Below are 17,467 nucleotides of genomic sequence, written 5' to 3'. Positions count from 1 at the left end.
GTGACTATTCCAACTCGTGAATTTGATGCGGTCGTGATCGGTGCCGGTGGTGCCGGCATGCGCGCCGCGCTGCAGATTGCCCAGTCCGGCAAGAGCTGCGCACTGCTTTCCAAGGTTTTCCCGACTCGTTCCCACACGGTTTCCGCCCAGGGCGGGATCACGGTCGCCCTGGGCAATGCCCATGACGACAACTGGCAGTGGCACATGTATGACACCGTCAAGGGCTCCGATTACATCGGTGACCAGGAAGCGATTGAATACATGTGCAAGACCGGCCCCGAGGCCATCTACGAGCTGGAGAACATGGGCTTGCCCTTCTCCCGTTTCGACAACGGCTCTGTCTATCAGCGCCCCTTCGGCGGTCAGTCCAAGAATTTTGGCGGCGAGCAGGCGGCCCGTACCGCGGCGGCTGCCGACCGGACAGGTCACGCCCTGCTGCATACCCTGTATCAGCAGAACGTCAAGAACAAGACCACCGTCTTCTCCGAATGGTATGCCCTGGATCTGGTGAAGAACCAGGACGGCCACATCGTCGGCTGCACCGCCATCGACATGGAGAGCGGCGAAGTCGTCTACTTCAAGGCCAAGGCCACAGTGCTTGCCACTGGCGGCGCCGGTCGCATCTACCAGTCCACCACCAACGCCCACATCAACACGGGTGACGGCGTCGGCATGGCGCTGCGTGCCGGAGTCGGCGTGCAGGACATGGAATTCTGGCAGTTCCACCCCACCGGCATCGCCGGGGCAGGGGTACTGGTGACCGAGGGTTGCCGTGGTGAAGGCGGCTATCTGCTCAACAAAGATGGCGAGCGCTTCATGGAGCGTTATGCGCCCAACGCCAAGGATCTCGCCGGTCGCGACGTGGTGGCTCGTTCCATCATGATCGAGATCCGCGAAGGTCGTGGCTGTGACGGTCCCTGGGGCCCGCACATCAAGCTCAAGCTGGATCACCTCGGCAAAGAGGTGCTGGAATCCCGTCTGCCGGGCATCTGCGAGCTCTCTCGCACCTTCGCCCACGTGGATCCGGTCAAGGAACCCATCCCCATCATCCCGACCTGCCACTACATGATGGGCGGCGTGCCGACCAGCGTGAACGGCCAGTGCCTGACCCAGGATAAAGACGGCAACGATGTCCCCGTGGTCGGCCTGTTCGCGGTGGGGGAAATCGCCTGCGTGTCCGTGCACGGTGCCAACCGCCTCGGCGGCAACTCCTTGCTGGATCTGGTGGTGTTTGGTCGTGCCGCCGGCATGCACCTGGTGGAGACCCTGGGCGAGATGGATCATGGTCGCGAGGCGTCTGAATCCGACATCGCCGCGGCGCTGGCCCGCTTCAATCGCTGGGAGAACAACCGCGATGGCGAGGATCCCGCCGAGATCCGCCGTGACCTGCAGCGCTGCATGCAGAACAACTTCTCCGTGTTCCGCGAAGGGGACGCCATGGCAGAAGGGCTGGCCGAACTGAAACTCATCCGCGAGCGCCTCAAGAATGCCCGTCTGGACGACACCTCCAAGGAGTTCAACACCCAGCGCATCGAGTGCCTGGAGCTGGACAACCTGATGGAGACGGCCTTTGCCACCGCGGTTGCCGCCAACTTCCGTACCGAGAGCCGGGGTGCCCACAGCCGCTTCGATTTCCCGGAGCGTGACGACGAGAGCTGGTTGTGCCACAGCCTCTATCATCCGGACACCGAGTCCATGACCCGTCGTGCTGTCAACATGTCACCCAAGACCCGTGAGGCGTTCCCGCCCAAGGTCCGGACTTACTGATTGCGGAGCCAAGCACAATGAACGTCACATTCTCTGTCTACAGATACAATCCGGACGTTGATAACGTCCCGCATATGAAGGAATATCGTCTTGATATTCCTGAAGGTTCCGACATGATGGTGCTCGATGCACTGATCCAGCTGAAAGAGCTGGATCCCACGCTCTCCTTCCGCCGCTCCTGCCGCGAAGGGGTCTGTGGATCAGACGGTCTCAACATGAATGGCAAGAACGGTCTTGCCTGCATCACCCCGCTCTCCGATCTGCTGAAGAAGGGCAACAAGGTCGTCATCCGACCCCTGCCCGGTCTGCCAGTGATCCGCGATCTGGTGATCGACATGACCCAGTTCTACACCCAGTGGGAGAAGGTCAAACCCTTCCTCATCAACGATGAGAAACTGCCGCCCGTGCGTGAGCACCTGCAATCCCCCGAAGAGCGCGCCAAGCTGGATGGCCTGTACGAGTGTATTCTCTGTGCCTGCTGCTCCACCTCTTGCCCCTCCTTCTGGTGGAACCCGGACAAGTTCATCGGCCCGGCCGGGCTGCTCGCCGCCTACCGCTGGTTGGCAGACAGCCGCGACACCGCCGCCACCGAACGACTGGGCAACCTGGATGACGCCTTTAGCGTGTTCCGCTGCCACGGCATCATGAACTGCGTGAACGTCTGTCCCAAGGGCTTGAACCCGACCAAGGCCATCGGTCAGATCAAGTCGATGTTGCTCAACCGGGCTGTGTAATACCAGGGCCAGGGCGCCTTGCGCCGGGCCCGACCTCTGGATAGCCATCCCGTCCCGGGATGGCTATGACCCTACAAGCTGCGCTGCAGTGAACAAGATGTACAAGGGATAGAAATGCATAACGGCGTGATGAAGGCCTGGTTGGAGTCATCTCACCTGGCTGGTGCGAATGCAAGCTACATTGAGGATTTGTACGAATCCTTCCTGGAAAACCCCGACTCCGTGGCCGAAGAGTGGCGCAGCCTGTTTAGCGAGCTGCCCCAGGTCAATGGCCATGCAGTTGAACAACCCCACTCTCAGGTTCGCGACTATTTCCGCCGCCTGGCCAAGGATCCCTCCCGTTACAGCGCGCCCGTTTCCGATCCCCAGGTGGATGCCAAGCAGGTGCGGGTACTGCAGCTGATCAACGCCTTCCGCTTCCGCGGTCACCAGAATGCCAATCTGGATCCCCTCGGCCTCTGGACCCGTGAAACCGTTGCCGAGCTCGACCCGGCATTTCACAACCTGCAGGGCGCAGACATGGATGCCACCTTCAATGTGGGCTCCTACGCCATCGGTCGCGAGACCATGGTGCTCTCCGATCTCTACGCCTCGCTGAAGAAAACCTACTGCGGCAGCATAGGTGCAGACTACATGCACATCACCTCTACCGAGGAGAAGCGCTGGCTGCAAGATCGTCTTGAATCCATCGAAGCCAAGGGCAACTACAGCACCGAGGAGAAGACCCGCTTCCTCGAGAGCCTGACCGCCGCCGAAGGGCTGGAAAAATACCTGGGCGCCAAGTTCCCAGGGGCCAAGCGTTTCTCCCTGGAAGGGGGCGATGCCATGGTGCCCATGCTGAAAGAGCTTATTCGCCGCGCCGGTGAGCAGGGTTGCAAGGAGGCCGTCATCGGCATGGCCCACCGCGGTCGCCTCAACGTGCTGATCAACGTGCTGGGCAAGCGTGCCCAGGATCTGTTCGACGAGTTCGCCGGCAAGCACGGCGAGTCCTGGGGCACAGGGGATGTGAAGTACCACATGGGCTTCTCCTCCGACTTCGCCACCCCGGGCGGCAACGTCCACCTGGCGCTGGCCTTCAACCCGTCCCACCTCGAGATCGTCAACCCCGTGGTCATCGGCTCGGTGCGTGCCCGCATGGACCGTCGCGGTGACAAGGATGGCTCCAGTGTGCTGCCCATCACCATCCACGGTGACTCCGCCATCGCGGGGCAGGGTGTGGTGGCAGAAACCTTCAACATGTCCCTGACCCGTGCCTACGGCGTCGGCGGCACTGTGCGCATCGTCATCAACAACCAGGTGGGTTTCACCACCTCCTATCAACGTGACCTGCGCTCCACCGAATATTGCACCGACATCGCCAAGGCGGTGCAGGCGCCTGTGCTGCACGTCAACGGGGATGACCCGGAAGCCGTGGTGCTGGTGACCCAGATTGCGCTGGATTATCGCAACACCTTCAAACGCGACGTGGTGATCGAGCTGGTCTGCTACCGTCGTCACGGCCACAACGAGGCTGACGAGCCGAGTGCGACCCAGCCGCTGATGTACCAGAAGATCAAGCAGCACCCGACTCCGCGCAAAATATATGCCGATCAGCTGATTGTCGAAGGCACCATCACCCCTGAGCTGGCCACCTCCCTGGTCAACGACTACCGCGATACCCTGGATCGGGGCGAGCGGGTGAGCAAGGAGTGGCGTCCCATGGAGCTTCACTCCGTGGACTGGACCCCTTATCTCGGTCACGACTGGGCCATGGCCTATGACAGCACAGTGCCCATGGATCACCTCAAGTCCCTCGGCGAGCGCATCAGCCAGTACCCGGCGACCCATGTGCTGCAGCGCCAGGTCGAGAAGATCTACGAAGACCGCCGCCTGATGGCCGCCGGCGAGAAGCTGGTTGACTGGGGCTTTGCCGAGACGCTGGCCTACGCCACTCTGGTGGACAAGGGCGCACGCATCCGCTTCACCGGGGAAGATTCCGGCCGTGGCACCTTCTTCCACCGCCACGCCGTGCTGCACAACCAGACCGATGCGAGCACCTACACCCCGTTGTGCAACCTGCACGACGAGCAAGGCCCGTTCGAGATCTACGACTCGGTGCTGACCGAGAACGCGGTACTGGCGTTCGAGTATGGCTACGCCAGCGCCGAGCCGGCCGGTCTGACCATCTGGGAAGCCCAGTTCGGCGACTTCGCCAACTGCGCCCAGGTGGTGGTGGATCAGTTCCTCTCCTCCGGCGAGCAGAAGTGGGGCCGGATGTGCGGTCTGACCATGCTGCTGCCTCACGGTTACGAGGGCCAAGGCCCTGAGCACTCCTCCGCCCGTCTGGAGCGCTATCTGCAGATGTGCGCCCAGCACAACATGCAGGTGTGTGTGCCCTCCACCCCGGCGCAGGTGTTCCACATGCTGCGTCGCCAGGTGGTGCGCCCGATGCGCCGTCCGCTCATCGTGATGACGCCGAAATCCCTGCTGCGCCACCCGTTGGCGGTCAGCAAGCTCGACGAGCTGGCGGAAGGCACCTTCCAGAATGCCATCGGCGAGATCGATGCGCTGGATCCGAAGGGCGTCAAGCGGGTGGTCTTCTGCTCCGGCAAGGTCTACTACGACCTGCTCGATGCCCGTCGCAAGGCCGAGCAGCAAGATGTCGCCCTGGTGCGGATCGAGCAGCTCTACCCCTTCCCGGAAGAGGAAGTACGCGCCATCCTGGCCGACTATGCCCATGTCACCGACTTCGTCTGGTGTCAGGAAGAGCCGCAGAACCAGGGCGCCTGGTACAGCACCCGTCATCACTACGACAGCGTGCTGCCAAGCCATGCCCGTCTGCGTTACGCCGGTCGTCCGGCCTCGGCCTCACCGGCCGTCGGTTACATGTCTGTCCACGCCAAGCAGCAGAAAGCCCTGGTGGAAGACGCGCTGACCCTGGAATAAACGAGTTGTGAAGGGGAGGGGGCTCTGTGCAGCCGACCCTCTCCGTCTCTGGAACAAGCCTGCTGGCCAAGAAGTAACAAGGAACTGATTACATGACTATCGAGATCAAGGTACCGGACCTGCCGGAATCAGTGGCGGACGCCACCATCGCCACCTGGCACAAGAAACCGGGTGATCTGGTTGCCCGTGACGAAGTGCTGGTTGACATCGAAACCGATAAAGTCGTGCTGGAAGTCCCCGCGCCGGAAGCCGGCGTACTGGGTGACATCCTGCAACTGGAAGGCGCCACCGTGCTTTCCCGTCAACTGATCGCCATCCTCAAGGCGGCCCCGGTGGCCGGTGAAGAGACCAAGGAGAAGCCGGTGGACGTGGCGACCGATGACGCTGCCGACGGTTTGAGCCCCTCCGTGCGCCGCCTGGTGGCCGAACACGATATCGACGTGGCCAAGCTGACCGGTACCGGCAAAGGTGGTCGTGTCACTAAGGAAGATGTGGACGCCTTCATCAAGAACCTGAGCAAGCCGGCAGCCCCCGCCGCCGTGGCAGCCGCACCGGTTGCGCCCATCGCCCCCCTGGCTGGTCGCACCGAGAAGCGTGTGCCCATGACCCGTCTGCGCAAACGCATCGCCGAACGTCTGCTGGAGGCCAAGAACACCACCGCCATGCTGACCACCTTCAACGAGATCAACATGGCGCCCATCATGAAGCTGCGCAAGCAGTACGGCGAGATCTTCGAGAAGAAGCACGGCATCAAGCTCGGCTTCATGTCCTTCTACGTGAAGGCGGTGGTGGAATCCCTCAAGCGCTACCCGGAAGTGAACGCGGCGCTGGACGGTGACGACATCGTCTATCACAGCTACTTCGACGTCAGCATCGCCGTCTCCACCCCCCGTGGTCTGGTGACCCCGGTACTGCGTGACTGCGACAACATGAGCCTGGCCGACATCGAGAAGGCCATCAAGGATCTGGCGGGCAAGGGCCGTGACGGCAAGCTGACCGTGGATGAACTGACCGGCGGCAACTTCACCATCACCAACGGCGGTGTGTTCGGCTCCCTGATGTCCACCCCCATCATCAACCCGCCCCAGAGCGCCATCCTGGGGATGCACAAGATCCAGGACAGACCCATGGCCGTCGACGGCAAGGTCGAGATCCTGCCGATGATGTACCTGGCGCTCTCCTACGATCACCGCATCATCGACGGTCGCGAGTCGGTGGGCTTCCTGGTCTCCATCAAGGAGCTGCTGGAAGACCCGACCCGTCTGCTGTTGGATGTCTGAACAAGAGTGACTGAAAGATAACGAGGGGCCGCCCAGGCCCCCATTCACAGGGGATTGAGAAACACGAGCCCCGGACGGAAATACCTACAACACGGATAGAGCATCTATGAATCTGCATGAATATCAGGCAAAACAGCTGTTTGCCGAGTATGGCCTGCCGGTCTCCGAAGGTTATGCCTGCGCTACCCCGCAGGAAGCGGCCGAAGCGGCCGACAAGATTGGCGGCAACACCTGGGTCGTCAAGTGCCAGGTCCACGCCGGTGGGCGTGGCAAGGCGGGCGGCGTCAAGCTGGCCAAGAGCAAGGACGAGATCCGCGCCTTCGCCCAGAACTGGCTCGGCAAGAACCTGGTGACCTATCAGACTGATGCCAACGGCCAGCCGGTCACCAAGATCCTGGTAGAGTCCTGCACCGACATCGCCAAGGAACTGTATCTGGGCGCCGTGGTTGACCGTGGCAGTCGCCGCGTGGTCTTCATGGCCTCCACCGAGGGTGGCGTGGACATCGAGAAGATCGCCCACGAAACTCCGGAACTCATTCACAAGGCGGCCATCGATCCTCTGGTGGGCCCGCAGGCTTATCAGGCCCGCGAGCTGGCCTTCAAGCTGGGTCTGGTCGGCGATCAGATCAAGCAGTTCACCAAGATCTTCATGGGTCTGGGCCAGATGTTCCTGGATTGCGACTTCGCCTTGCTGGAGATCAACCCGCTGGTGATCACCGACAAGGGCAACCTGCACTGCCTGGACGGCAAGATCAACATCGACGCCAATGCCCTCTACCGCCAGCCCAAGCTGCGCGAGATGCACGATCCCTCCCAGGATGACCCCCGCGAAGCGCATGCCGCCCAGTGGGAGCTGAACTATGTGGCCCTCGATGGCAACATCGGCTGCATGGTCAACGGCGCAGGTCTGGCCATGGGCACCATGGACATCGTCAACCTGCACGGCGGTTCACCGGCCAACTTCCTGGACGTCGGCGGCGGTGCCACCAAGGAGCGTGTGACCGAGGCCTTCAAGATCATTCTCTCCGACAGCAAGGTGCAAGCCGTGCTGGTCAACATCTTCGGTGGCATAGTGCGCTGCGACATGATCGCGGAAGGCATTATCGGCGCAGTTAAGGAAGTAGGGGTCAAGGTGCCCGTGGTGGTGCGTCTGGAAGGCAACAATGCCGAACTGGGTGCCCGTAAACTGGCCGACAGCGGCCTCAATATCATCGCCGCAACGAGTCTGACTGACGCAGCTCAGCAAGTGGTTAAAGCAGCGGAGGCCAAATAATGAGCGTTCTGATCAACAAAGACACCAAGGTGATCTGCCAGGGCTTCACCGGCGGTCAGGGTACTTTCCACTCCGAACAGGCGATTGCCTACGGTACCCAGATGGTCGGCGGCGTCTCACCGGGCAAGGGCGGCACCACTCACCTGGGCCTGCCGGTGTTCAACACCGTTCGTGACGCCGTGGAAGCCACCGGCGCCACCGCCTCCGTCATCTATGTTCCGGCCCCGTTCTGCAAGGACGCCATCCTGGAAGCGATCGACGCTGGCATCAAGCTCATCGTCACCATCACCGAAGGCATCCCGACCCTGGACATGTTGCAGGTCAAAGTGAAGCTGCAGGAAACCGGCGTGCGCATGATTGGGCCGAACTGCCCGGGCGTCATCACCCCGGGTGAGTGCAAGATCGGCATCATGCCGGGTCACATCCACAAGCCGGGCAAGGTAGGCATCGTCTCCCGCTCCGGCACCCTGACCTACGAAGCGGTCAAGCAGACCACGGACGAGGGCTTCGGCCAGTCCACCTGCGTCGGCATCGGTGGCGACCCCATCCCGGGTTCCAACTTCATCGACATCCTGGAGATGTTCCAGAACGATCCGAAGACCGAAGCGATTGTGATGATCGGTGAGATCGGCGGCAGTGCCGAGGAAGAAGCCGCAGCCTACATCAAGGCTCACGTCACCAAGCCGGTGGTCTCCTACATCGCGGGCGTCACCGCCCCGGCTGGCAAGCGCATGGGTCATGCGGGCGCCATCATCGCCGGTGGTAAAGGCACGGCCGCAGAGAAATTTGCCGCCCTGGAAGATGCCGGCGTGAAAACCGTGCGCTCCCTGGCCGATATTGGCAAAGCCCTGCGCGAAGTAACTGGCTGGTAAGTTCTTTAGCCTGTTATCTCAGATAGCAAAATGCCGCCCTAGGGTGGCATTTTTTATGAGCGCGGGTTTATGCCGTTTGGTACCCACCGGCATCATGTTCCGTTTGTCGGTTGGTGCCGGTCGGCCGCCGGGTGCCGGAAGAATGGTTCCAGATCCGGTCTGATGAAAGATAACCTGAGGCTTCAGTGAAGTAGGCCCCGGGGAAGCGGCCAGGGCTGTGCACTTAATCTGTTAAAACAGACATCTCCTGCTGGTCGTTCTGTGACATGGTGGCAGCAAAGTTATTGCGACCACCTCCTTTGCCGTAAGCAGGCTCCATTCCTCCTGATGGGAGGGCACCTCCAGCGGCGGGCGCTTCTCCTGGGATCACCGACGAGGAGCAGGACGTGAGCAATAGCGATGCAGCTATTAGCAATGCAAGTTTCAACGTCTTCATGGCAACGTCCTCTGTCCAGCTAATGGGCTGGGCTTGCGAGTAATCAGTTTAGATCTTGTTGCCGGGGCAGAGTGCATCAGCATTGACTCATGTTGTAGCCATTGGAGGCTTTCCGATGAAAATTTTGCATCAATTCAATGACAAGAACATCATGGCAAATTTGCCAAAAAATTCGTGGAAGTCGCTAAAGGTGCATTGGTTCTGCTTCTTTCGGCGTCAAAACCAGACCCCTTGGGCAGGGGGCTAATTGGCAGTGGGTGTAGTCCATCTTCCTTGAAAAATCGGACCATAAAGGGTATAACCACGCGCTTTACTGGTCTATTGAGCGAGCCCTTCCATGCAGCGAGTCGAGAAAATGCAGCCAACTCCTTTTTGGCAGGAGAAGACCCTGCAGCAGATGACCATGACGGAGTGGGAGTCACTGTGCGACGGCTGCGGCAAATGCTGCCTGAACAAGCTGATCGACGAGGACACCGAGGAGCTGGTGTTCACCAATGTGGCCTGCAACCTGCTCAATACCAAGACCTGCCAGTGTTCCGACTACGGCAACCGCTTTAAAAAAGAGCCGGACTGCCTGCAGATCACCTTCGACAAGATTGCCGAGTTCGACTGGCTGCCGTCGAGCTGCGCTTACCGCCTGCTGGCAGAGGGGCAGAGCCTGCCTGAGTGGCACCCGCTCATCACCGGCAGCCGCAGCGCCATGCATCAGGCCGGTCAGTCGGTACGCGGCAAGGTGGTGCACGAGGCCCATGCCGGCGACTGGATCGATCACATCATTACCTGGGCCAGTTAAGCCGCAGCCGACAACAGAGTATCCAGATGCCACAGGGGCAGGGGAGTCGGACTCCTCTGCCCCTGTTGCTATGGGTATATAGAACGATCAGTTTTAAGGCCTGATGGCAGTGGAAACACGATGTTGCACTCAGGGGATAGAGCGCGCGCCATCCTCTCTCGGGGTCGCGTGCTGAAGCCGGAGGGTGATAAGAGCGACCGCTTGCCACCATTAAGCCCGCCAGCGCCCGCCAAATCGCTTTTATGACCAGGGGCAGGGGAGTTTACCCCCCCCTCTGCCCCTGCTGTTTTCTGGCGCCTCACAGCGGGACACCAGGCCCCTTTCCTTCACACTGACCCCTCTCCCGAGAGTAAAGAAACCAACCCTGGCGTGCAGGGGCTACGTTGGCTTTGCGGCAGCTAGTCTGACTGCGCTTTTCTGAATGGGAGGTTGGGCAGAGGATGTGTATCTAAAACCGCGGGGGAGAGCGGTGATCGCCAGCAAACAGCCATAAAAAAACCGGCGCCTTGGCGCCGGTTTTTGTTCACCGAGATCCTATTACAGAGAGGCGGTGAAGGTACGGGTGATGACGTCTTGCTGTTGCTCTTTGGTCAAAGAGTTGAAGCGAACGGCATAACCGGATACGCGGATGGTCAACTGCGGATATTTCTCCGGGTTTTCCATGGCGTCCAGCAGCATTTCACGGTTCATCACGTTGACGTTCAGGTGCTGACCACCTTCCAGGTTGGCTTCATGGTGGAAGTAACCATCCATCAGGCCGGCCAGGTTGGCTTTCTGGGCTTCCATGTCTTTGCCCAGGGCGTTCGGCACGATGGAGAAGGTATAGGAGATACCATCTTTGGCGTAAGCGAACGGCAGCTTGGCGACGGAAGTCAGTGACGCAACGGCACCCTTCTGGTCACGACCGTGCATCGGGTTGGCACCCGGGCCGAACGGCGCACCGGAGCGACGGCCATCCGGGGTGTTACCGGTCTTCTTGCCGTACACCACGTTGGAGGTGATGGTCAGCACGGACTGGGTAGCCACGGCACCACGGTAGGTGTTCAGCTTCTGAATTTTCTTCATGAAGCGCTCGACCAGGTCACAGGCGATGTCATCGACGCGAGCGTCGTTGTTACCGAACTGCGGGTACTCGCCGTCGATTTCGAAGTCGATGGCAACGCCATCTTCGTCACGAACCGGCTTGACCTTGGCGTACTTGATGGCAGACAGGGAGTCAGCTGCCACGGACAGACCGGCGATGCCGCACGCCATGGTGCGATAGACGTCACGGTCGTGCAGCGCCATCAGGGAGGCTTCGTAGCTGTACTTGTCGTGCATGTAGTGGATGATGTTCAGGGCAGCCACGTACTGCTTGGCCAGCCAGTCCATGAAGTGATCCAGACGATCCATCACGTCGTTGTAGTCGAGGTACTCGGACTTGACCATTTCGGTTTTCGGGCCGACCTGGATCTTGAGCTTCTCGTCCATGCCGCCGTTGATTGCATACAGCATGGTCTTGGCCAGGTTGGCACGGGCACCGAAGAACTGCATCTGTTTGCCGACGATCATCGGGGACACACAGCAAGCGATGGCGTAGTCATCGTTGTTGAAGTCCGGACGCATCAGGTCATCGTTCTCGTACTGAACGGAAGAGGTTTCGATGGATACCTTGGCGCAGTACTTCTTGAAACCGACCGGCAGCTTCTCGGACCACAGAATGGTCAGGTTCGGCTCAGGGGACGGGCCCATGGTGTACAGGGTGTTCAGCATACGGAAGCTGTTCTTGGTGACCAGGGTACGGCCATCAACGCCCATACCGGCCAGGGTCTCGGTCGCCCACATGGGGTCGCCGGAGAACAGTGAATCGTATTCAGGGGTACGCAGGAAGCGAACCATACGCAGCTTCATGACCATGTGGTCCATCAGCTCCTGGGCTTCTTGCTCGGTCAGCAGGCCTTTCTTCAGGTCACGCTCGATGTACACGTCCAGGAAGCTGGAAGTACGACCGAAGGACATGGCGGCACCGTTCTGGGACTTGACCGCCGCCAGGTAGGCGAAGTAGGTCCACTGCACGGCTTCTTTGGCGGTCTTGGCCGGTACGGAGATGTCGCAGCCATATTTGGCGGCCATCACCTTCATCTGGGCCAGAGCACGGTGCTGCTCGGAGATCTCTTCGCGCAGACGGATGGTGGCTTCCAGGTTGACACCGTTTTCCAAGTCGGCCTGCAGGGACTTGAACTGGGCCAGTTTGTCGGCCATCAGGAAGTCGATACCGTACAGGGCAACACGGCGGTAGTCACCGATGATGCGGCCACGGCCGTAGGCATCCGGCAGACCGGTGATGACGCCGGATTTGCGGCAGTTCAGGATGTCTTTGGTGTAAACGTCGAACACGCCCTGGTTGTGGGTCTTGCGGTACTCGGTGAAGATCTTCTCGACCATTGGGTCCAGTTGACGACCGTAGACTTCGCAAGAGGTCTTGACCATCTTGATACCGCCGTTGGCGATGATGGCGCGCTTGAGCGGCTTGTCAGTCTGCAGACCGACGATTTGCTCCAGGCTCTGATCGATATAGCCGGCATCGTGAGCGGTAATGGTGGAGGGCAGGTCAGTATCAAAATCGACCGGCGCGTGAGTGCGGTTCTCGATCTTGATCCCTTCCATGACCTTGTCCCACAGCTTGGTGGTAGCTTCGGTCGCGCCAGCCAGGAAGGACTCGTCACCTTCATACGGGGTGTAGTTCTTCTGGATGAAGTCACGGGTGTTGACAGAGGTCTGCCATTCACCGGCTGCGAAGCCTTCCCATGCTTTTTGGAACTGTTCGTTAAGTTCTGCCATTTTCATTACCTCTCAAGGTATTTATGTGTCTGCCGCCATCCTTAATGATGGCGACGGAAGATAAACCAGTAAGTCAGACCAACCATGACGCCGCCACCAATGATATTACCTATGGTGACCGGAATGAGGTTGTTTAGGACGAAGTTGGATACGGTCAGATCGGCGAACGATGCCGGGTCCTGGCCGATGGCCTGCCAGAATTCCGGGCCTGCTACCGCATGGATGGCGATGCCGACCGGGATCATAAACATGTTTGCGATGCTGTGTTCAAAGCCGGAGGCCACGAACATGGCGACGGGAAGCAGCATCACCATCACCTTGTCGGTGGCAGTGCGGGCGCCGAAGGCCATCCACACGGCAAGACACACCATGAGGTTGCAGAGGATGCCGAGCGCCAGGGCCTCGAAGAAGGTGTGATGGATCTTGTGCTGGGCCACTTTCATGGCGTTCAGCCCCCACTGACCATCCGCCGCCGTGTACTCGGCCGACATGATGATGAGGGCGACTATGATGAGCCCGCCGATGAGGTTGCCGAAGTAGACCAGACCCCAGTTCTTGAGCAGCTGAGTCCAGCTGATGCGGTTGGCTGCCTTGGCCACCAGGGTCAGGGTGGTGGAAGTAAACAACTCGGCGCCGAGCAGTACGCACAGAATGAGACCGAGGGAGAAACAGAAGCCGCCGACCAGCTTGGACATTCCCCAGGCCATGCCGCTCGATCCCGTGGTGACGGTGATATAGAACACGAATGCGATGGCGATGAAAGCGCCAGCCGTGATGGCCAGAGGAATGACCTTGTGGGCGGGCTTGGTGGCCTTGGCATAGGTGATGTCTTCAGCCAGGGCGGCGATGGCTTCGGGCTTCAGACAATCAAAGGGAGATTCTGCTTTCAATTCTCAGTACCTGCATATTTTGCCTGTGGAAATCATAACAAAGGGGCTGATCCCCAAAATTGACTCCGATCAAGAATTACAGATTGTGAATGTAATTTTACTACAGGTTTTTTATTCATCCGGAAGCTTGACTTTACACCAGGTTTCAGGTGAAACAGAAAGTGGTGTGTTTTTAATTTCATGATTTTTAAGAGTTTATATCTGCTGCATCAAAAAAGGCACTGGCAATGCACCTTTGAGGCCGTCGTGCACGATGAACTTCAAATTGACAACCCCCTAAGAGGTATTTTTTGTTATTTATTTCATCTTTGAGTAGTGGCCAGCAAAAGCGTAGACCATAAAACAGAAGGGGCCATCAGGCCCCTTCGTCACACTGGCATGTCAACGCCATGTATGGATTCGTTTGGCTTTTTGCAGCTTCTCGTAGGCTGCCAGCAGTTTCTGATGCAGGGGGAACTGGGACAGGGACAGATCCGCCGTCTCCAGACCATGGAAGCGTGCCTCGCCGCGGGCATGGGCCCAAGCCTCGGCCAGGGTCTCTTCCCCGAACATGCGGGTGAACACCGGGCGGTACTGCTCTGGATCACGCTCTTCATCCAGGAACAGCTCGACGCAGGCGCGCAGGGCACGGTAGTAGTTCGCGCGATCGGCCGGGAACACCGACTGGTTGAACTCCATGGTCCAGTCGATGAGATCCAGTGCGCTCTCCAGGTCACCTGCGGCCAGGGCCAGCATGGCCTTGAGCTCACCGATCCGCAGGGTATGCAGGGCGGAGCCCTTGGCGGCGGCGATGCCGAGCAGCTCACGGACGCGGGTGCGCTCGTCGTGCCCCTCTTCGTCCAGCTGATCGAACAGCGCCATGTACTGTTCCGCGTTCCACTCCAGGGACGGCAGCGCCAGGATCACTTCCCGCAGGTGGGCACCCATGGTGTTGTTGGCCAGCAGCAGATCCTCGACCGGATAGATGTCGGACATGCCCGGCACCAGGATGCGGCAGGCGTAGACGCCGAGGTGCTCGTAGTCGGCGATGTAGACCGGTTGCTCCAGCTCGTGGAAGATGCCGATCAGGTGATCGAACTCCCGCTGGGAGGTGCCACGGAAGTCCCAGTCGGCAAATTCGAAGTCGGACTCCTGCTTGAACAGATCCCAGCTGATGAGACCGGAGGAGTCAATGAAGTGAGTTTCCAGGTTGTGGTGATCCGCCACCTGCTCGTTGTCGAATGACGGCGGCACGAATACGTCCAGATCCTTCAGGCCACGGCCCTGCAGCAGCTCGGTGACGGTCCGCTCGAACGCCACTTCGAAGCGCGGGTGGGCGCCGAAGGAGGCAAAGCAGGTGCCATTGCTCGGGTTGAGCAGCACCACGCAGATGACCGGATAACGTCCGCCGAGCGAGGCATCGAAGCTGTAGATGGGGAAGCCTTCGGCCTCCAGCGCCTCGATGGAGGCCTTGATGCCGGGATAGCGGGCGATCACCTCGCTCGGGATCTCGGGCAGGCTCAGGGCCTCGGCGATGATCTTGTTCTTCACGTGGCGCTCGAACACCTCGGACAAGCCCTGGGTGCGGGCCTCGGTCTTGGTGTTGCCGGCACTCATGCCGTTGGAGACATAGAGGTTGCCGATGATGTTCATCGGGATGTAGACGGTCTGATGATCGGACTGGCGCTCGAACGGCAGGGCGACGATGCCACGCTCCTCGTTGCCGGACTGCAGGTCCACCAGCATGTCGGCGGTCACTTCGCCGTCCGGGTTGTAGAACTTGCGGGTGAAGCTGTCGAGCAGACCGGCAGGCAGTTGGTCACCCTGGATGGGGAACCACTTCTCGTTCGGGTAGTGGACGAAGTCACCGTTCGCCACCTGCTCACCCAGATAGAAGTCGGCAAAGAAGTAGTTGGTGGAGAGACGCTCGAAATACTCCCCCAGGGCCGAGGCCAGGGCAGCCTTCTTGCTGGCTCCCTTGCCGTTGGTGAAGCAGAGGGCGCACTCTTTGTCCCGGATGTGCACGGACCAGACGTTGGGCACGGGGTTGAGCCAGGAGGCCTCTTCGATATCAAAGCCCAGGGCCTGCAGCTTGGTCTGGAAGCGTTCGATGGAGTCTTCCAGCGCCGCGTCCTTGCCGGGAATAAAAGTGTGGTCGGTCATCACAATATCCTGATTTTTATTGGCTCATGTTCGGTCGCAGATAATAGCATGAGTGGCGGGAAAAGCGGCCAGGACAATCCCATTCCAGGTGCGGGTCAGGGGGCTGTCGGTGGCCTGAATAGTCTGGGTTATTAGCTCTCCTGAACAACATTAAGAAAAAGTAGTTTTTTTTATATCATGCCGTCACCCATCATGGGGCCGACTTGTTTCTTCGTGGTGACAAGCATCACGGGCCTGCCTTCCGGGCATGGTTCATTTGGCCTCGTTTGCCGTTATCGCCTGCGCCACTGATCATTTATTGGGAGTTGCTATGCCATTCATGACACCACAGATTGATGCCAGGGTGACCAGGCTGGCCCCGGGATTCCGGGCCCTGAGCATCCAGGTCGACGGGACCAGCATCGTCGATCGCAACGTTGGCACACAAGCGCTGGCGCGGGCCTGCCAATCCGTTGCGGCGGGAGGTGCGCCCTGGGCACAGGCGCATCTGTCCGCCTGGGGCGAGGTGTTCAAACGCTTCGGTGCCAAGCCTCAGCGCACCCCCTGTTCGGCACAGGCACTGCTCAAGCGGGTGCAACGCGAGGGCAGCCTGCCCTGCATCGATCCCGTCGTCGATCTCTACAACGCCATCAGCATCGAGTACGCCATCCCCGTCGGTGGGGAGGATCTCACCGCATATGAGGGGTCGCCTCGGCTGATCATTGCCGATGGCACCGAGCTGTTTGACATCATGAAGGAGGGGATCCCTGCTCACGAGACCCCTGAACCTGGCGAGGTGGTCTGGTGTGATGACAGAGGCGTGACCTGTCGCCGCTGGAATTGGCGTCAGGGGATCAGAACCCGGCTCAGTGCCGAGTCCGGGCAGATGTGGTTCATCCTGGAGAGCTTGCCTGAAATGCCGCTGGCGGCACTGCAGGAGGCCGGTGATCGGCTGGTCGAGGGGTTAAGGCAGATGATGCCGGGCGCCCGGATAGAGAGCGTGCTGATAGGAAACCCCGGCGGGGCATGAGGAGAACATAATGGCCACCCAGGGTGGCCATTTTTTATACGTGATACCGGGTGTTGCGGGGCCGCATGACCATCTCGCTATCAGCCGATCAACTTGAGCCCCAGGATACCGCCGATGATCAGCAGCAGGCAAAGCACACGGGCCAGGGTGGCCGGTTCATTGAACAGCCAGATCCCCATCAGCACGGTACCGACCGCGCCTATGCCGGTCCAGACCGCGTAGGCGGTGCCAAGGGGGAGGTGCTTGACCGCCATGGCGAGCAACAGCACGCTCACCCCCATGGCAGAGAGAGTCAGCAGGGTGGGGAGGGGACGGCTGAAACCGTCGGTGTACTTGAGGCCGATGGCCCAGGCGACCTCGAACAGGCCGGCCAACAGCAGGAGTAACCAGGGCATATGAGTATTCCAGGCGGGGCAGGGTCGTCCCTGCGAGTCAAGAAGGCCTTGGGGTCGTCCCCAGGGGGCAGTGGTTGCCAGTCGGGCATCATGATGCCTGACCGATGGGGAGTCCGCCAAGCGCGGTGGCC

At 60.0% G+C, this 17,467-nt stretch carries 13 protein-coding genes; 8 read left to right on the top strand and 5 right to left on the bottom strand.

The window, feature by feature from the left end:
- The 6 genes from sdhA to sucD all read left to right on the top strand — a co-directional run bounded on the left by sdhA (window position 1) and on the right by sucD (window position 8,851).
- On the top strand, window positions 1–1,767 hold the full coding sequence (gene sdhA / locus KI797_RS11555; RefSeq protein WP_025326735.1) for a succinate dehydrogenase flavoprotein subunit: 1,767 nt from the start codon (window positions 1–3) through the stop codon (window positions 1,765–1,767).
- A gap of 17 nt (window positions 1,768–1,784) precedes the next feature.
- On the top strand, window positions 1,785–2,501 hold the full coding sequence (locus KI797_RS11550; RefSeq protein WP_025326736.1) for a succinate dehydrogenase iron-sulfur subunit: 717 nt from the start codon (window positions 1,785–1,787) through the stop codon (window positions 2,499–2,501).
- Window positions 2,502–2,615: 114 nt separating this feature from the next.
- Window positions 2,616–5,426 (top strand): 2-oxoglutarate dehydrogenase E1 component, encoded by a 2,811-nt coding sequence (gene sucA, locus KI797_RS11545; protein ID WP_161507265.1) that lies wholly within the window; start codon window positions 2,616–2,618, stop codon window positions 5,424–5,426.
- 92 nt (window positions 5,427–5,518) lie between these two features.
- The gene (odhB, locus tag KI797_RS11540; protein WP_005326941.1) at window positions 5,519–6,706 is read left to right on the top strand and encodes a 2-oxoglutarate dehydrogenase complex dihydrolipoyllysine-residue succinyltransferase; all 1,188 of its coding nucleotides are present in this window, start codon (window positions 5,519–5,521) and stop codon (window positions 6,704–6,706) included.
- 106 nt (window positions 6,707–6,812) lie between these two features.
- Window positions 6,813–7,979: an ADP-forming succinate--CoA ligase subunit beta gene (sucC, locus tag KI797_RS11535; RefSeq protein WP_005326943.1), complete on the top strand. Its 1,167-nt coding sequence runs from the start codon at window positions 6,813–6,815 to the stop codon at window positions 7,977–7,979.
- Window positions 7,979–8,851: a succinate--CoA ligase subunit alpha gene (gene sucD / locus KI797_RS11530; RefSeq protein ID WP_042649072.1), complete on the top strand. Its 873-nt coding sequence runs from the start codon at window positions 7,979–7,981 to the stop codon at window positions 8,849–8,851. The genes sucC and sucD overlap by 1 nt, the downstream gene beginning before the upstream one ends.
- Before the next feature lie 223 nt (window positions 8,852–9,074).
- Here sucD and KI797_RS11525 read toward each other — a convergent pair whose 3' ends face one another.
- Window positions 9,075–9,287 (bottom strand): hypothetical protein, encoded by a 213-nt coding sequence (locus KI797_RS11525; protein WP_152565409.1) that lies wholly within the window; start codon window positions 9,285–9,287, stop codon window positions 9,075–9,077.
- A 355-nt stretch (window positions 9,288–9,642) separates the two neighbouring features.
- On the opposite strand from KI797_RS11525, the gene KI797_RS11520 reads away from it, so the two are divergent.
- Window positions 9,643–10,080, top strand: coding sequence for a YcgN family cysteine cluster protein (locus KI797_RS11520; RefSeq protein WP_041205904.1), 438 nt, complete (start codon window positions 9,643–9,645; stop codon window positions 10,078–10,080).
- Between the two features lie 537 nt (window positions 10,081–10,617).
- Here KI797_RS11520 and pflB read toward each other — a convergent pair.
- The 3 genes from pflB to ycaO all read right to left on the bottom strand — a co-directional run bounded on the left by pflB (window position 10,618) and on the right by ycaO (window position 15,932).
- Window positions 10,618–12,900 (bottom strand): formate C-acetyltransferase, encoded by a 2,283-nt coding sequence (gene pflB, locus KI797_RS11515; protein ID WP_025326749.1) that lies wholly within the window; start codon window positions 12,898–12,900, stop codon window positions 10,618–10,620.
- Window positions 12,901–12,941: 41 nt separating this feature from the next.
- The gene (gene focA / locus KI797_RS11510; RefSeq protein ID WP_226169397.1) at window positions 12,942–13,790 is read right to left on the bottom strand and encodes a formate transporter FocA; all 849 of its coding nucleotides are present in this window, start codon (window positions 13,788–13,790) and stop codon (window positions 12,942–12,944) included.
- 381 nt (window positions 13,791–14,171) lie between these two features.
- Window positions 14,172–15,932, bottom strand: a complete 1,761-nt coding sequence (ycaO, locus tag KI797_RS11505) for a 30S ribosomal protein S12 methylthiotransferase accessory factor YcaO (RefSeq protein WP_226169395.1) — start codon at window positions 15,930–15,932, stop codon at window positions 14,172–14,174.
- Window positions 15,933–16,242: 310 nt separating this feature from the next.
- Between ycaO and KI797_RS11500 the strand changes: the two genes are divergently transcribed.
- Complete coding sequence (locus KI797_RS11500; RefSeq protein ID WP_226169393.1) at window positions 16,243–16,941, top strand: B3/B4 domain-containing protein; 699 nt, start codon at window positions 16,243–16,245, stop codon at window positions 16,939–16,941.
- A gap of 80 nt (window positions 16,942–17,021) precedes the next feature.
- Here the strand turns inward: KI797_RS11500 and sugE are convergent, their stop codons facing one another.
- The gene (sugE, locus tag KI797_RS11495; RefSeq protein ID WP_005326802.1) at window positions 17,022–17,336 is read right to left on the bottom strand and encodes a quaternary ammonium compound efflux SMR transporter SugE; all 315 of its coding nucleotides are present in this window, start codon (window positions 17,334–17,336) and stop codon (window positions 17,022–17,024) included.
- Window positions 17,337–17,467 lie beyond the last annotated feature (131 nt).

Source organism: Aeromonas media (genome assembly GCF_020423125.1).
GTDB lineage: Bacteria > Pseudomonadota > Gammaproteobacteria > Enterobacterales > Aeromonadaceae > Aeromonas > Aeromonas media.
The sequence above is the reverse complement of the archived record's forward strand: the minus strand, read 5'-3'. Positions and strand labels throughout refer to the sequence as shown.

Coding starts and splice junctions, on each gene's coding strand:
- KI797_RS11550 (WP_025326736.1), top strand. CDS start 1,785: ATGAACGTCACATTCTCTGTCTACAGATACAATCCGGACGTTGATAAC.
- sucA (WP_161507265.1), top strand. CDS start 2,616: ATGCATAACGGCGTGATGAAGGCCTGGTTGGAGTCATCTCACCTGGCT.
- odhB (WP_005326941.1), top strand. CDS start 5,519: ATGACTATCGAGATCAAGGTACCGGACCTGCCGGAATCAGTGGCGGAC.
- sucC (WP_005326943.1), top strand. CDS start 6,813: ATGAATCTGCATGAATATCAGGCAAAACAGCTGTTTGCCGAGTATGGC.
- sucD (WP_042649072.1), top strand. CDS start 7,979: ATGAGCGTTCTGATCAACAAAGACACCAAGGTGATCTGCCAGGGCTTC.
- KI797_RS11525 (WP_152565409.1), bottom strand. CDS start 9,287: ATGAAGACGTTGAAACTTGCATTGCTAATAGCTGCATCGCTATTGCTC.
- KI797_RS11520 (WP_041205904.1), top strand. CDS start 9,643: ATGCAGCCAACTCCTTTTTGGCAGGAGAAGACCCTGCAGCAGATGACC.
- pflB (WP_025326749.1), bottom strand. CDS start 12,900: ATGGCAGAACTTAACGAACAGTTCCAAAAAGCATGGGAAGGCTTCGCA.
- ycaO (WP_226169395.1), bottom strand. CDS start 15,932: ATGACCGACCACACTTTTATTCCCGGCAAGGACGCGGCGCTGGAAGAC.
- KI797_RS11500 (WP_226169393.1), top strand. CDS start 16,243: ATGCCATTCATGACACCACAGATTGATGCCAGGGTGACCAGGCTGGCC.
- sugE (WP_005326802.1), bottom strand. CDS start 17,336: ATGCCCTGGTTACTCCTGCTGTTGGCCGGCCTGTTCGAGGTCGCCTGG.